The organism is Amycolatopsis sp. DSM 110486 (assembly GCF_019468465.1).
Classification (GTDB): Bacteria; Actinomycetota; Actinomycetes; order Mycobacteriales; family Pseudonocardiaceae; genus Amycolatopsis.
Genome location: NZ_CP080519.1, coordinates 7,888,407 through 7,902,428 on the forward strand (window position 1 = coordinate 7,888,407; position 14,022 = coordinate 7,902,428).

General features: G+C 71.5%; 13 protein-coding genes. 4 read left to right on the forward strand and 9 right to left on the reverse strand.

Going from position 1 to position 14,022, the window contains the following annotated elements; all coding sequences use genetic code 11:
- Positions 1-38 precede the first annotated feature (38 nt).
- Entirely contained in the window at positions 39-1,196 is a 1,158-nt protein-coding gene (locus K1T34_RS38250) for an LLM class flavin-dependent oxidoreductase (RefSeq protein ID WP_220239600.1), read from the reverse strand.
- 182 nt (positions 1,197-1,378) lie between these two features.
- Between K1T34_RS38250 and K1T34_RS38255 the strand changes: the two genes are divergently transcribed.
- Positions 1,379-2,392, forward strand: coding sequence for a helix-turn-helix domain-containing protein (locus K1T34_RS38255; protein WP_220239601.1), 1,014 nt, complete (start codon positions 1,379-1,381; stop codon positions 2,390-2,392).
- 3 nt (positions 2,393-2,395) lie between these two features.
- Here K1T34_RS38255 and K1T34_RS38260 read toward each other — a convergent pair whose 3' ends face one another.
- On the reverse strand, positions 2,396-3,832 hold the full coding sequence (locus K1T34_RS38260) for an MFS transporter (RefSeq protein WP_255637849.1): 1,437 nt from the start codon (positions 3,830-3,832) through the stop codon (positions 2,396-2,398).
- A gap of 52 nt (positions 3,833-3,884) precedes the next feature.
- Here K1T34_RS38260 and K1T34_RS38265 point away from each other — a divergent pair, with 52 nt between their 5' ends.
- Positions 3,885-4,577, forward strand: a complete 693-nt coding sequence (locus K1T34_RS38265) for a TetR/AcrR family transcriptional regulator (protein ID WP_220239602.1) — start codon at positions 3,885-3,887, stop codon at positions 4,575-4,577.
- 52 nt (positions 4,578-4,629) lie between these two features.
- Here the strand turns inward: K1T34_RS38265 and K1T34_RS38270 are convergent, their stop codons facing one another.
- From K1T34_RS38270 to K1T34_RS38290, 5 genes are all read right to left on the reverse strand, one after another.
- Positions 4,630-5,091, reverse strand: a complete 462-nt coding sequence (locus K1T34_RS38270; protein WP_220239603.1) for a cupin domain-containing protein — start codon at positions 5,089-5,091, stop codon at positions 4,630-4,632.
- Positions 5,088-5,999 carry an NADP-dependent oxidoreductase gene (locus K1T34_RS38275; protein ID WP_220239604.1) on the reverse strand — a complete coding sequence of 304 codons (912 nt, stop codon included), beginning with the start codon at positions 5,997-5,999 and terminating at the stop codon, positions 5,088-5,090. Before K1T34_RS38275 ends, K1T34_RS38270 begins: the two co-directional genes overlap by 4 nt.
- A gap of 24 nt (positions 6,000-6,023) precedes the next feature.
- The gene (locus K1T34_RS38280; RefSeq protein WP_220239605.1) at positions 6,024-7,238 is read right to left on the reverse strand and encodes an MFS transporter; all 1,215 of its coding nucleotides are present in this window, start codon (positions 7,236-7,238) and stop codon (positions 6,024-6,026) included.
- Between the two features lie 13 nt (positions 7,239-7,251).
- A complete protein-coding gene (locus K1T34_RS38285; RefSeq protein ID WP_220239606.1) occupies positions 7,252-7,890 on the reverse strand; it encodes an HD domain-containing protein in 639 nt (212 codons plus the stop codon).
- A 117-nt stretch (positions 7,891-8,007) separates the two neighbouring features.
- Positions 8,008-8,742, reverse strand: a complete 735-nt coding sequence (locus K1T34_RS38290) for an alpha/beta fold hydrolase (protein WP_255637850.1) — start codon at positions 8,740-8,742, stop codon at positions 8,008-8,010.
- 228 nt (positions 8,743-8,970) lie between these two features.
- On the opposite strand from K1T34_RS38290, the gene K1T34_RS38295 reads away from it, so the two are divergent.
- Positions 8,971-9,924, forward strand: coding sequence for a GlxA family transcriptional regulator (locus K1T34_RS38295; RefSeq protein ID WP_220239607.1), 954 nt, complete (start codon positions 8,971-8,973; stop codon positions 9,922-9,924).
- A 218-nt stretch (positions 9,925-10,142) separates the two neighbouring features.
- Positions 10,143-12,290, forward strand: coding sequence for an alpha/beta fold hydrolase (locus K1T34_RS38300; protein ID WP_220239608.1), 2,148 nt, complete (start codon positions 10,143-10,145; stop codon positions 12,288-12,290).
- Positions 12,291-12,494: 204 nt separating this feature from the next.
- On the opposite strand, the gene K1T34_RS38305 is transcribed toward K1T34_RS38300, so the two are convergent.
- On the reverse strand, positions 12,495-13,328 hold the full coding sequence (locus K1T34_RS38305; RefSeq protein ID WP_220239609.1) for an alpha/beta fold hydrolase: 834 nt from the start codon (positions 13,326-13,328) through the stop codon (positions 12,495-12,497).
- A gap of 154 nt (positions 13,329-13,482) precedes the next feature.
- Positions 13,483-14,016, reverse strand: coding sequence for a GNAT family N-acetyltransferase (locus tag K1T34_RS38310; RefSeq protein ID WP_220239610.1), 534 nt, complete (start codon positions 14,014-14,016; stop codon positions 13,483-13,485).
- Between the last annotated feature and the right edge of the window lie 6 nt (positions 14,017-14,022).

Here is a 14,022-nt window from a genome sequence, read left to right on the forward strand (position 1 = left end):
CGTCCACGGCGGCACCGAAGCCGCCACGCCCGCGCCGATCAGGCGGACTTCTCCGCTTCGTGCCGGGCCTTCGCCTCCTCCAGGGCCTGGCCCTGCCGGCTGTGCAGCTCGGCCCGCAGCTTCTTCGCCTGCGCCTCGGTGGCGGCGAGGCGGTCGAGCCGCTGCTGGAAGTGCGGGGCGACGGCTTCGGCGAACAGCTCGTAGTGCCGCGCCGTGGCGGCCGGGGTCGCCCACTCGTGCGCCATCATCAGGTACGAGCCGAAGCCGCCCTTCGACTGAGCCTCGAGGTTGCCGATCTGGCGGATCGCGTCCTGCGGGGTGCCTATCACGCCGATGCCGCTGGCGTTGATCCAGTCGACGCGCTCGGTGAAGGTCGCGCCGCCGGGTTCGAAGTGGGGGACGGCGGCGACGTGCTGCAGGTAGTCGCACCAGTCGTCGAGGCCGTGCTCGACTTCGGCGTAGGCCTGTTCCTTCGTCTCGGCCAGGTGCATCGGTCCGACAAGGCGCCAGCCGTCGCGGTTCATCGTGGTGCCGAACTGCGCGGCGCGTTCCTCGGCGACGTCCCAGTGCTGGGCCAGCAGGTCGAGGTCGCCGGTCAGGGTCGCGCCGATCGACAGGAGGCTGAGCCCGTGCTTGCCGGCAATGCGCGGCCCCGACGGCGACGCGATCGCGGCGACGCCGACCTCCAGCCCGCCCTGGGTGAAGGGCCGCAGCTGGCACAGCGCGTCACGCAGCTGATAGCGGTCGGTTTTGGCCGTCACGGGTTCGGCGCCGTTGAGCAGCTGCATCAGCACGTCGGCGTCCTCTTCCAGCGCGCCGCGCTGGCTGAGGGGGTCGAGGCCGATCATGGACGCGTCGGTCGGCAGCGAGCCCGGGCCGAGGCCGAGCATGAACCGGCCGCGCGTGAGGTGGTCGAGCAGGATCGCGCGGTCGGCCACCCACAACGGGTTGTGGTACGGCAGCGAGAGCACGCCGGTGCCGAGCTTGATCGTCTTCGTCTGAGCCGCGACGTGGGCGATGAAGATCTCCGGGCTCGCGATGAGCTCGACGCCGCAGGAGTGGTGCTCGCCGATCCACGCTTCGTCGTAGCCCAGCCGGTCGAGCAGCTTGATCGTCTCGACGTCGCGAGCCAGGGCCGCGACCGGGCTCTTGATCGGTGAGGCGTGGAACGGGGCCATGAAGACGCCGAAACGCATGAGTCCTCCTTGACTTCGCCGGCCGGGTGATCGACGGTAACGCCGGGGTGCCGCGCCACACCGGGCTCGAGGCGGAAGCGTTCAAAAGATGAACACCCCGCCCGATCGGGGGCTGGCAGCGCGCTTCGCCGATCCTGCACACTCGAGGTTTCCCGGCGACGACGCCAGGAGAGGAGCCGCCCGTGCCCACCTCGGACGTCTGGCAGCAGTTCCTCGAGGCCGATCGCCGCGGGGCGGCGCGGCCGGAGATCGAGGAGTCGTGGGTGCGGTCGCGGCAGTCCGGCGTCGATCCCGAGCGGCTCGACCTCGCGCCCGCCGAGTTCGACCCCGAAACCTTGCTCGTCGCGGTCGGCGGCCGCGTCATTCCCGGCACGGCCGATCTGCTCGTGGGCGACGCCGCGTCGGTCGCGTTGGTCGACCCGCGCGGCACGCTCACCTGGCGCTGGGAGTCCGACCCCGCGTTGCGCCGTGACCTGCAGCAGGTGGAGGTCGAGCCCGGGCACCGCTACGTCGAGGACGGCGTCGGCACCTGCGGGGTCGGGCTCTCGATGGCGGTGCGCTCCGCGTCGATGGTGGTCGGTGCCGAGCACTACAAACAGGCCTGGCACCCCTACACCTGCGCGACCGCGCCGATCGTAGACCCGACCACGCGGCTGCTGCTCGGCTCGGTCAACGTGTGCTGCCGCGCCGAGCACACCAACCGGTTTGTGATGGCCGCCGTCGTGGCCTTCGCCGAGCGCCTGCGTTCGGCGTTGCGAGACGCGGCCACGCCCCGGCAGCGCCGGCTGGTCGACGCGCACATGACGTTCCGCTCCCTGCCCGGCACCACCGTGATCACGCTCGACGGCGAGATCATGATCAGCGACGGCGGCCCCACCGCGACCCTGCCCGACCGCGCGACGCTGTGGTCGATGCTGCGCGAAGCCGGCCCCTCGGCCACGCACCTGCCCCTCGCCGACGGCCGCGTCGCCATCGTCCGCCCCGTCACGCCGGGCCGGTTCGAGGACGGCTGTGTCCTGATCTTCAGCGCGGTTTCGTTGTCGGAGCACGAAAACCCGCTCCAGAACGCGGAAGCCGAGATCATCCGCGAGGTCCTGATCGCCTGCCGCGGCAACAAGACCGCGGCTGCGCACCGGCTCGGCATGTCGCGCGGCACCCTGTACAAGCGCATCCGCCGCTACGGCCTGGGCGACTGAGCTTCACCGCTGGGCATGCTTCGGCAGGAACCGGACCAGCAGCAGCACCAGCACGTAGACGCCGGCGCAGAGGCCGAACACCAGCTTGGCAGCGCAAATGTACGTTGCCGCCGAGGGCGGCCCGACGCGGGCGAAGAACACGGTGCCGAGCGCGGCGACGCCGATGGCGTTGGCGAACTGCTGAGCGGCGTTGAGCACGCCGGCGCCGGTGCCGACCTCTTCGGTGGTGGCGTCGCCGAGGATGAAGTCGAACAGCGGCACGAACAGCAGCCCGGAACCGAGCCCGGTCACGAGCAGGGCCGGGGCCAGCTGCCACACGGTGATGGCGGCGCCCCAGTGGGCGATCGACCACCAGAGACCGAGCAGGCCGGCGACCGCGACGGCCAGTCCCAGGTCGAGGTTGAAGCGGCCGAGCTTGCCGGCGAGGACCGCACCGGACAACAACGTGGCGACCGCGGTGCCGACCGCCCACGGGATCAGGGCGAAGCCGGTCTGCAGCGGTGACCAGTTCATGCCGGACTGCAGCAGCAGGTTGAGCACCAGGACGAACGCGCTGAGCGCGGCGTAGAACCCGCCGACGATCAGCAGACCCACCACGAAGCTGCGCTTGCGGAACAGCGACGGCGCGATGACCGGGTGCGCGCTGCGGTGTTCGGACGCGACGAACAGCCCGAAGGCCACCAGCCCGGCGGCGATCATCACGTACGTCCACGCGGGCCAGCCGAGGTCGCGGCCCTGGATGAGCGGCACGATCAGCAGCGCCGAACCGGCGGTGAGCAGGCTGACGCCACGCAGGTCGAGGCGCGCGGTGCGGTCTTCGCCGCTGTGACGGGGGAGGACCCAACCGGCGAGCGCGCCGGCGAGGACGCCGAACGGGACGTTGATGAGGAAGATCGAGCGCCATTCGCTGCCGAAGAGGTCCAGGTGCAGCAGCCAGCCGGCCAGGACCGGGCCGGCGACCGTGGCCAGGCCCATGATCGGGCCGAACGGCATGAGCGCCCTGCGCAGGTGCTCGGGCGGGAAGACGATCTTCACCAGCGCGAGACCCTGCGGGATCATCACGGAGCCGAACAAGCCCTGGAACACGCGGGCGGCGATGAGGAACCCGGCGCTGGGCGCGAGGCCGCAGGCCAGCGACGAGACGGTGAAGCCGGCCATGCCCAGCAGGAACAGCCGCCGGCGGCCGAGCAGGTCACCGAGGCGGCCCGAGGTGATGAGGCCGAGCGCGAACGCCGCGGTGTAGGCCGAGAGCACCCATTGCAGCGTCATCGGCCCACCGCCGAGGTCCGCGCGGATCGACGGCCCGGCCAGGTTGGCGACGCTCGTGTCGACGAGGTCCATGAGCTCGGCGACGACCACGACGACCAGCACCAGCCAGGCCTGGCGGAGGGGGAGCTGCGCCGTTCGTGGCGCGGTCGACGAACTAAGTTCAGCAGTCACGAACTAAGTTCTAAATGACGAACTAAGTTCGTGTCAAGGTAGGGTGGCGCACATGCCCGCCGCCTCCCGCCGTGCTCAGCGCTCCGAGCCCTCCGCTTCCCGCAAGCCGCCCATCACCGCCGAGCGCATCACGGACGCCGCGTTGCAGGTCGTCGCCACCGAGGGCTACGACGCGCTGACCATCCGCCGCGTCACCGCAGTGCTGGAAACCGGCCCGTCGTCGCTCTACGCCCACATCACCACGAAGACCGACCTCGACGACCTGCTCATCGGCCGGCTCTGTTCGGAAATCTCCTTGCCCGAGCCGGACCCCGCCACGTGGCGGCAGCAGATCCACGACGTCTACGCCCAGATGCGCGACCAGTACCTCAAGTACCCCGGCGTCTCCCGCGCGGCGCTCGCCCTGGTCCCCACGCACCTGGAAACCCTGCGTGTCAGCGAGGGCATCCTGGGTCTCTTGCTGGCCGGCGGTGTCCCCGCGCAGACCGCGGCGTGGGCACTGGATTCACTCACGTTGTATGTCACCGCGTACGCCTGGGAGCGGTCGCTGGTCCACCAGCGCCGGAAGAACAAGGACGACGACTGGGTGCTCAGCCGGGAGGACCTCGTCGAGCGGCTCGGTGCTCTACCGGCCGAACGGTTTCCCCGCACCCGGCGCCACGCGGCCGAACTGACGTCCGGGTCCGGTCACGACCGGTTCGACTTCACCCTGTCCTTGATGCTCGACAACCTCACCGCTTCTTGATCGCTGGTCGCGAAGCGGTGAGGTTGTCGAGTCAGACCGGGTTCCCCGCGGCTCAGCCGTGCGGGTCGTCCACCTTCAGCTGTTCCCCCGTCGTCGCCACGAACACCACCAGCAGCTTCGCCGGTTCGGTGGCGCTGACGTTGTCCGTGGCGACGTGGTGCGCGCCCGGTTGTTCGGTCCAGTTTTCACCCTGGTGGTAGGTGTGGGCGGGCTGGCCTTCGAGCTGACTGCGGATCGTGCCTTCGAGTACGTAGGCGTAGACGAAAGCGTCGCCGTGGCGGTGGGGCGCCGCGCCGGCGGACGGCGGGAACGAGACGATCGACGAGGTGAACGTCTTGCCCGGGATGTTCGGCAGGGCCTGGGCGAGAAGCGGCGTCAGCGTCTCGGCAGGATGACCGGAAGCAGAGACCGGAGCCGAAACCGGAGCGGCAGGCTGGGACTCGGCAGCGGGCGAGCAGCCGGCGACCGCCACCGCGGTGAGCAGCAGGCCGCCGGCGACACGCGGGTTGATCACTTGGCCACCTGGATGATCGTCTTGCCCGGAGTCCGCTGGCGCCGCGCGAACGCCTCCGCCGTCTCCGCGAGCGGGCGCACGCCGCCGACGATCGGCTTCAGCCGTCCGTCGCGGACTCGCTGAGCCAGGTCCGCCAGGCGCGCACGATCCGGTTCCACCACGAAGAAAACGGCGCGTCCGTCGGCCGGCTGCACCTCGGGCGGCGCGGCGATGGTCACGACGGTGCCGCCGGGGCGCACCAGCTTCGTCGAGCGTTCGAGCACCTCGCCGCCGATCACGTCGAGGATCACGTCGGCCGGGCCGGCGGACTCGAAGGAGTCGGTGTCCACAAAGGAGTGCGCGCCGAGGCCGAGCACGAAGTCGCGGTCGGCGGGCCGGCCGGTGCCGATCACCTGGGCCCCCACCTCGTGGGCGAGCTGCACCGCGATGGACCCGACACCGCCGGCGGCGCCGTGGATCAGCACGGTCTGACCGGTGGACAGCGAAGCGTGGTCGAACAGGGCCTGCCACGCCGTCAGCCCCGAGATCGGCAGCGCGGCGGCCACGGTGTGGTCGATGTCCGCGGGAAGCGGCGCGAGGTTGCGGGCCTCGACGGCGGTGTACTCGGCCAGGGAACCGTCGCGCAGCCAGTCGGTGAGGCCGAACACGCGCTGCCCGACGCTCAGGCCGGTGGTGCCGTAACCCAGCTCGGTGACGACGCCGGACAGCTCGTGCCCGGGCACGCTGGGCGTGCGGTCGCGGCCGGCGCGGTCGGTCCAGGTGCCGGGCCACTCGAGCTCGCCCGGGGTGAAGCCGGCGGCGTGGACGCGCACGATGACGTCGTTCTCGGCGGCGTGCGGGTGGGGCACCTCGGCGAGCTTGAGGCCGCCGACGCCCGCGCTTCGGTCCTGGGCGGTGATGGCTTGCATGTCGGGTCCTTTCAGGACAGTCACTCAGTGGTGTTGGGATGCAACGAGTTCAGCGACGCGCCGGGCCGAAGAGGACTGCACGGCCGCGCTCACGGACAGCACCCCGACGAACGCGAGGTACACGTAGCCCGTCGTCTCCAGCCCCCAGGACGGCTCCACCAGCCCGGCCGCCAGCGACGGGAGGCTCAGCGCCGCGTAGCTGACGACGTAGGCGGCCGAGAACACTTCCGACCGTGTCTTCGTGGTGGTGGCCGCGCTGATGCCGCGCAGCGTCCCGGTAAACGTCAGGCCGACGCCCAGCCCGGCGATCACCGACCCGCCGAGGAAGCCGGCCGCGGAGCCGAAACCCAGGGCGCCTGCCAGCACCGCCGCGCCCACGACCAGCAGGACCGCGCCCATCAGGGTCGCGATTCGCGCGGTGTGCCGAGCCGCCCACAGGCCGCCCGCGCTGTTGGCGAGGAACAGCACCGCGATGGCGAGGCCGCCCGCGGCGCCGAACCGCACGTGCAGGACCTCGGTCACCAGCGACGGGGCGAGCGCGAGGAACAGCCCGGTCAATGACCACCCCGCGACGATGGCGGGCACCGCGCCGAAGAACGCCCCGCGCGTCTCGCGCGGCACGCGGACGCGCGGGCGCAGCGACGTCAGCACGCCAGGCCGTGGGCCGGCGGTCTCGGGGATGGCGAAGACCAGCGCGGCGACGGCCATGAACGCCACGGTGAGCACCGGGAAGACCACCGCGTCGGGGTACGGGCCGGCCTGCACGAGCAGGCCCGTCACACCGCCGCCGGCGGCGAGCCCGAAGCTCGTCCCCACGGCGGTCATCATCGGCCCGCGGTGCGGGCGATCCGCGGGGGAGAGCTCGACCAGCCCGGCGGCCAGCGCGCCCGTCGCCATCCCGGTGGCGAGGCCCTGCACGATCCGGGCGGTCACGAGTGCGCCGACCCCGCCGGCCGCCCAGAAGATCGCCGTGCCGGCCGCGGCCACCAGGAGCGACGCCACCAGGACCGGCCGGCGCCCGACGTGGTCGCTCAGCGAACCGACCGTCAGCAGCGCGCCGACCAGCCCGGCGACGTACACGGCGAAAACGACCGTCAGGATCGTCACCGAAAAGCCCCACCGCTGCAGGTACACCGGGTAGATCGGGGAGGGCGCGCTCGTCGACGCCATCAGGAGCACGTTGGCGAAGACGAGCAGGGCGAAGGAGGCGCCCCGGCTCAGGCTGTGTCGGTCGTCCATTTCGGTGGCCGGGTCAGCTCGACCATGGCGAGCCGGTGATGCGCTCGACGGTGGTCGTGCGGGAGAAATCGGGGATGAAGTGCTCCAGGATGTCGGAGTTCACCGTTCCGTTGGTGGTTTCCGGGCGGTGCTTCAGCGCGTCGACGAAGGTGCGCAGGAAATCGTTCTTGAAATCGCCGCGCGGGTGGAAGGCGAGGATTTCCTCGACCTGGGCCAGGTCCAGACCGTCGAAACCGAAACCGAGCACGTCCGTCAGCACGCCGAGGTGGGTCGTGGCGATTTCCGGGCCCATGCGCCCCGGAATTCCCGGCGTGGTGTGCAGGGCGATGGCCGTCCACACGGTGTCCGCGGCCGTGGGCGAGAAACCCCGGTCCAGCAAGAACTTGCGCCCGTGGTCGGCGCCGTCGACCTCGAACCGCTGCTCCACGTCGGAAAACGGCGTGATGAGCCCGGTGTCGTGGAACATCGCGGCCAGGTAGAGCAGTTCCGGATCCGGTTTCACCCCGAGCCGCTGCGCGTGGAACTGGCTGAAGAAGTAAACCCGGCGGGAGTGGTGGTAGATGAGGGGGTTGGTCGTTTCCTGGATGAGACGCGACGCCTCGACGACCGCCGCCGTCTCGGGGACCTCCACACCCGCGATGATCTCTGACATGACTGCTGCGCTTCCGTTCTTTTCTCGACGGATTGTGTCCGTCTCCATGGTGCCGATCGCGGCACCCGTCGTGCCGCCTTTGTCCGGCCAGGAACCACTCAGATCGGGACGCGCGGTTCAGCCGTCGACGGTGTGTGAGTGCAGGAGTGCCGACACGAACGCGTCGGGGCGGGTCAGGAACGCCTCGTGGTCACCCGGAACGGTGATCGGCTCGACCCCGAGCCGGGCGGGGAACCGCGGGCACCAAGCGTAGTCGCCCGGGGGCATGGCCAGGTCGCATTCGCCGGCCAGGTAGCTGACTGGCAGGCCGAGCATCGACAGCGCGGGGGCGTGCAAGGGCTGTTCGAAATAGCGCATCGGGTGGGGCACGAGCAGCTCGTAGATCAGCTTCTGCGCCGGTTCGGGCGTGTCCTGGGCGAAGGCGCTCTGCCACACCGGGTAGGGGAGGACCACGGAATGGTCGCCCGACTCCTGCGCGAGCTGCCGGAAGAGCGCGGCGTGCCCCGGCGGGACGTCCTCCACGAGCGGCACGCCGTTCTCCGGCACGAACGCGCTGTGGAAGACCAGGCGGCGCACCCGGTGCGGAACCCGGTGGGCCGCACCGAAAACGGGGTAACCACCCCAGCTGTGGGCGACCAGCGTGACGTCGGTCAGGTCGTGGCCGTCGAGGAAATCGACGAGGAAGTCCACTGTGTCCTCGAGGGTGAAACGACGGGGATCGTCGCCGTCCGCGAGGCCCGGCAGCGTCAGTGCGACCACGTTGTGCCCCGCGGCACGCAACCGCTGGGCGACCGGCCGCCACGACCACGCGCCGTGCCACGCGCCCGGAACCAGCACGTACGTCTCCACCATGGTTCGACTCACCTTCCTGCGGCTTCGTTGCCAGAGGGCCTGCAGCCCGTGCCGGACCTGTTCTCGGTCGGGCCTGTGAAGAAGGGAACGTAGCGAGTGGTTCCATTACGGTCAAGAGTTGTAACTAAACTCGGCCGGTGCACTTTTGTGGTGACGGTGTGCTACCAATGCCCTGTGCGCCCGTCTTCCGCCTCCACGAACGCCCGGCCGGGTTCCCCTGCGCGCGTCGTGGCGATCCTTGTCTTCGACGGGGTGACCCTGCTGGACGTCGCGGGCCCGGCGGAGGTGTTCAAGGAGGCCACGCGGCTCGGTGCCGACTACCGGATCGTGCTCGTCTCGCCGACGGGCGAGGACGTGGTGTCGAACCTCGGGTTCAAGGTCGCGGTCGAGGGCCCCGTGTGTTCCGAGCCCGCGCCGGACACCTACCTGGTGGCCGGGTCCGACCTCTACCCGCGCACGCCCGTGCCGTGCGACCTGGCGGAAGCCGCCCGCGTGCCGGCCGCCGGCGCCCGCCGCGTCGCCTCGATCTGCACGGGCGCGTTCATCCTCGCCGCCGCCGGCCTGCTCGACGGCAAGCGCGCGACCACGCACTGGAAGGTCACCCACGAGCTCGCAGCCCGCTGCCCGACGTGCCGCGTCGAGCCCGACGCCATCTACGTCCGCGACGGCACCACCTACACCTCCGCCGGCGTCACCGCCGGCATCGACCTGGCCCTCGCCCTCGTCGAGGAGGACCACGGCCCCGACCTGACGCGCGACGTCGCCCGTTCCCTGGTCGTGTACCTGCAGCGCTCGGGCGGGCAGTCGCAGTTCTCCGCCCCCCTGCAGGGCCCACCGCCGCGCTCCCCGGCCCTGCGCACGATCACCGACCTGGTCACGGCCAACCCCGGCGCCAGGCACTCGCTCGGCGACCTCGCGAAGCACCTCAACGTCAGCACCCGCCAGCTCACGCGCCTCTTCCACGACGAACTGTCCACCACCCCGGCCCGCTACGTGGAGAACATCCGCTTCGACCTGGCCCGGGCCCTGCTGGACCAAGGCCACACCGCGACCCAGGCGGCGACCCTCGCCGGTTTCCCCAGCTATGAAGCCCTGCGCCGGGTGTTCGCGCGGAAACTGTCGATCAGCCCGGCGGCGTACCAGCGCCGGTTCAGCACGGCTCGGCGCGCGAACGCCGGGTAGTTTTCGGCGGCCGTCCGGCCGGTCATCACCGCCACGCACTGCGACCTCGCGGCCATCGTTCTCCGGCCCGACCTGGGCCCAACGCGGCGAAACACGATCCGGCTCACCTGGGACGGGCGATGTCTCGCGGGCCGGCAGCGGGCACCGTGGCGTCGTCCTCCTACGTCGGCTCGAGGGACGCGCCGACGCGGCAGGGCCGACGACGAGGAGGGCGGAGCATGGCGGACACCGCCACACCTACGCCGGCCGGCGGCGCCGCGGACGGGCCGGACCAGCCGCGCCAGCCGGAGCGGCCGGGCCAACGAGGCCAGGCTGGCCAGCCGGACCTCGCAGCGCGGCTCCGCTCACCCGCCTACCTGCGCCTGTTGGTGCTCGCCGCGATCATCGGGGTGCCCATCTCCGCCGCGGCCTACTTCTTCCTCCAGCTGGTCGGCGCGCTTCAAGAGTGGGTTTACACCGATCTGCCGCGCGCGCTCGGGTTCGCCGGGCCGCCGTTGTGGTGGCCGGTGCCGCCGTTGGTTCTGTGTGGTCTGCTGGTCGCGGTCGCGGTGCGGTATCTGCCCGGTGGGGGCGGCCATTCGCCCGTCTTCGGGTTCACGCCGGGCCAGCAGCCCACGCCGAGCCAGCTGCCGGGCGTGCTGCTCGCCGCGCTGGCGACGCTCGGGCTGGGGGCCGTCCTCGGGCCCGAGGCGCCGCTGATCGCGCTCGGTGCCGGGCTCGGGGTGTGCGCGGTCCGGCTCGCGCGTCCGCACGCGCCGAAGCAGGTCGGTGCGGTGGTGGCGGCGACCGGGAGCTTCGCCGCCATCAGCGCGCTGCTCGGGTCGCCGATCCTGGGCGCGTTCCTGCTGATGGAGGCGTCGGGGCTGGCCGGCGCGACCATGGGGCTGGTGCTGCTGCCGGGGCTGCTGGCCGCCGGGATCGGCACGTTGCTCTTCATCGGCCTCGACTCGCTGACCGGCCTGGGCCCGGCGTCGCTGGCGTTGCCCGAGCTGCCGCCGTTCACCCACCCCGACGTCGCGCAGTTCGGCTGGGCGCTCGGCATCGGCGCGGCCGCGGCGGTGCTGGGCACGGGTATCCGCCGACTGTCGCTGCTGCTGCACTCGCGCGTCGAAAACCACGTCCTGCTGCTGACTCCCGTGGCGGGTCTCGTGATCGCCGGCCTCGCGATCGCCTACACCGCCGCGGGCGGAAGCCTGTCGGACGTCCTGTTCTCCGGCGAGACGGCGCTGCCGACGCTCCTGGAGAACAGCGCGGCGTACGCGGTCCCGACGTTGCTGCTCCTGCTGGCCTGCAAGGGACTCGCGTACGGCGTGACGCTGTCGGCGTTCCGCGGCGGGCCCATCTTCCCGTCGATGTTCCTCGGCGCGGCCGGCGGCATCGCGCTGTCGCACCTGCCTGGCCTGCCGCTCGTCGCCGGGGTGGCGATGGGGATCGGCGCGATGTGCGTGGTCATGCTGCGGCTGCCTTTGACGTCCGTCCTGCTCGCCACGCTCCTGCTCTCGTCCGACGGGCTGGCCGTGATGCCGCTGGTGATCGTCGCGGTGGTCGTGGCCCACGTGCTGGCCGCGTGGCTAGGCCCGCGCGAGGGTTCACTCGCGAAGGGTGATGAGGCGACGGCGCCCGCCACGCCAGTCTCCAAGGGCTCTGAAACAGCTGCCCGGGGAGGAACCAGCATGGCTCAGCGACCGAACATCGTCCTCGTCCACGGCGCGTGGGCCGACGGTTCCTGCTGGAGCGCGGTGATCGAGCGCTTGCAGGCCGACGGCTACCGGGTCACCGCACCGCAGTTCCCGGAGACCTCGCTGGCCGGCGACGTCGCGCGGCTGCGCCAGGTGCTGGCCCGCCAGGACGGTCCGACTGTCGTCGCCGGGCATTCGTACGGCGGTCAGATCGTCACCGCTCTGGGGACGGACGCGCCGAACGTCGTCGGCTTGGTCTACGTCGCGGCGTTCGGCCTGGACGAGGGCGAGACGATCGGCAAGCTGCTGGCGCAGGGGCCGGTGACCCCGGCGCTGGCGCACCTCGACGTCGACAAGCAGGGCTTCGCGTGGCTGCCCGAGGACGACTTCGTGAACCACTTCGCCGCCGACGTCGACCCGGTCAAGGCCCGGGTCATGTTCGCCGTGCAGCAGCCGCTGGCCTTGTCGGCCCTCGACGAGGTGATGGGCGTCCCGGCGTGGAAGTCGCACCCGGCGTGGTTCCTGGTGGCCGACGGCGACCAGGCGATCCCGCCCGAGGCCCAGCGCCTGTTCGCCGCGCGCATGAAGGCCACGACCGTCGAGGTCGCGTCGAACCACGTCGCGATGGTGTCCCACCCCGACGACGTGCTGCGGCTCATCGCGAGCGCGGTCCAGGCTGTGCGGTGAGTCCAACCGAGCCGCGTGCCCCGGCCGTGCTGGCCGCGGCCGCGGTGCCGGTGATGCGGTACGGGCTGAAGCGTGGCGCGCGGGCCACCGGATGACCCAGCTGTCCGTGCTCGGCGAGGCCCTCCTGAAGGACGGGGTGCTCCTCGGCGCGTCCCTCCTGACCGCCGCCGACTCGCTGAGCGCCGCGGCCGAGCGCTCGTAGGTTCAGGCCCGGTGCACGGCCTCGAGGATGACGCGGGTGACGGTGTCGGGGTGCGTGATGAAGGACAGGTGCCCCGAGTTGATCACCGTCGTGCGCGCCTTCATCCGGGCGGCGACGAAACGCTGGAGCTCGGGCGAGGTCGTGCGGTCGGCGGTGGTGATCACGTAGCTGCTCGGCTTGGTTTCCCAGGCGGCGGCGGTGGTTTTGGTCGAGAAGAGATCCTGCGCGACGCGGCCCTGCGCGGCGTAGAGGGCCCGCGCCCTGGCAGTGGGGACTCCGTTGGCGAAGTCGTTGAGGAACGCGTCTTCGGTCAGGTGGCCGAATCCGTTCTGGTACACGAGACCCGCGCCGGCCGGCGCGGCCGGGAACCGTGCGGTGAGCGCTGGGTAGTCCTCGCCGGCCATCGGTGCCCGCGCGGACAGGTAGACGAGCGAGTCGACAGCGGGGTGGTCACCGGCCTGGCTGATCACCGAACCGCCGTAGGAGTGGCCCACCAGGACGGTCCGCCCGCTCTGCACGTCGAGCTCGCGCCGCGTTGCGGCAACATCGTCGGCCAGCGAGGTCAACGGGTTCTGCACCGACGTGACCGTGATGCCGGCGGCTTGCAGGCGCGGGATCACGTCGGCCCAGCACGACCCGTCGGCGTAGGCGCCGTGGACGAGCACCACGGACCGCCGCGGCGCGGGCCGCGTGGCGGCGCTCGCCGAACCCGGTGCGGCGAGCGCGAGCCCGGTGGCGCTCAGCGCGGCGATGCCCGCGAAGGACCGGCGGGTCAGCCGCGCCGGGGATCCCGTGGTGTCCGGATTCTCGCGATGGTGCAGGTCTGTGCGCTTCATGGCTGAGAGCTCCCCTTGTCAGCAGTCGATGCCGTCTGTCCACAGTGGCCGAGCGCGGCGTCCGGCCATGATCACGTTACGCCGCCGCGCGGACCCGAGTCGGCGGCTTTCGGGGTAAGAACGGTCACTTGATCGGCCGGGGCGACCAGCGGACTCAACCGGACTCGGCGGCCGAATTCCACACCCCGAACCACTGTTCGGCGCCGAACTCCTCGAACTTCTCCACCTCGGTGAACCCCAGCTTCGCCGCGAGCCGCATCGAGCGCTCGTTGGCGGTCTGGGTGCAGAGCACCACCGGCTCGCCGGGCAGCGCCCCGGCGAACCAGCCGAGTACCGCCGCACCCGCCTCGGCGGCGTACCCGAACCCCCAGGCCCGCGGCAGGAACAGGTAGCCGATCTCGGTTGCCTCGGCGCCTGGCCGGAGCCGGCCCGGACGCGTCGCGTCGCGCCGGTCGAGCGTGATCATGCCGATCATCGCCGCGTCGAGCTCGACGACGAAGAAACCGAAGCGCCGCCCGGGCACTTCGGGCGCGGTGCGCTCCAGTTCGTCCCGCGAGCGCGGGCCACCGAGGAAGGTCGAGACCTCGGGCGAGGCGAACAACTCGATGATCGTCGCGCGGTCGGGCGCCTCGGACTGACGGAGCACGAGCCGCTCGGTTCTGATCGGGGCGGGCGGCCAGGCGGTCATGGCGGG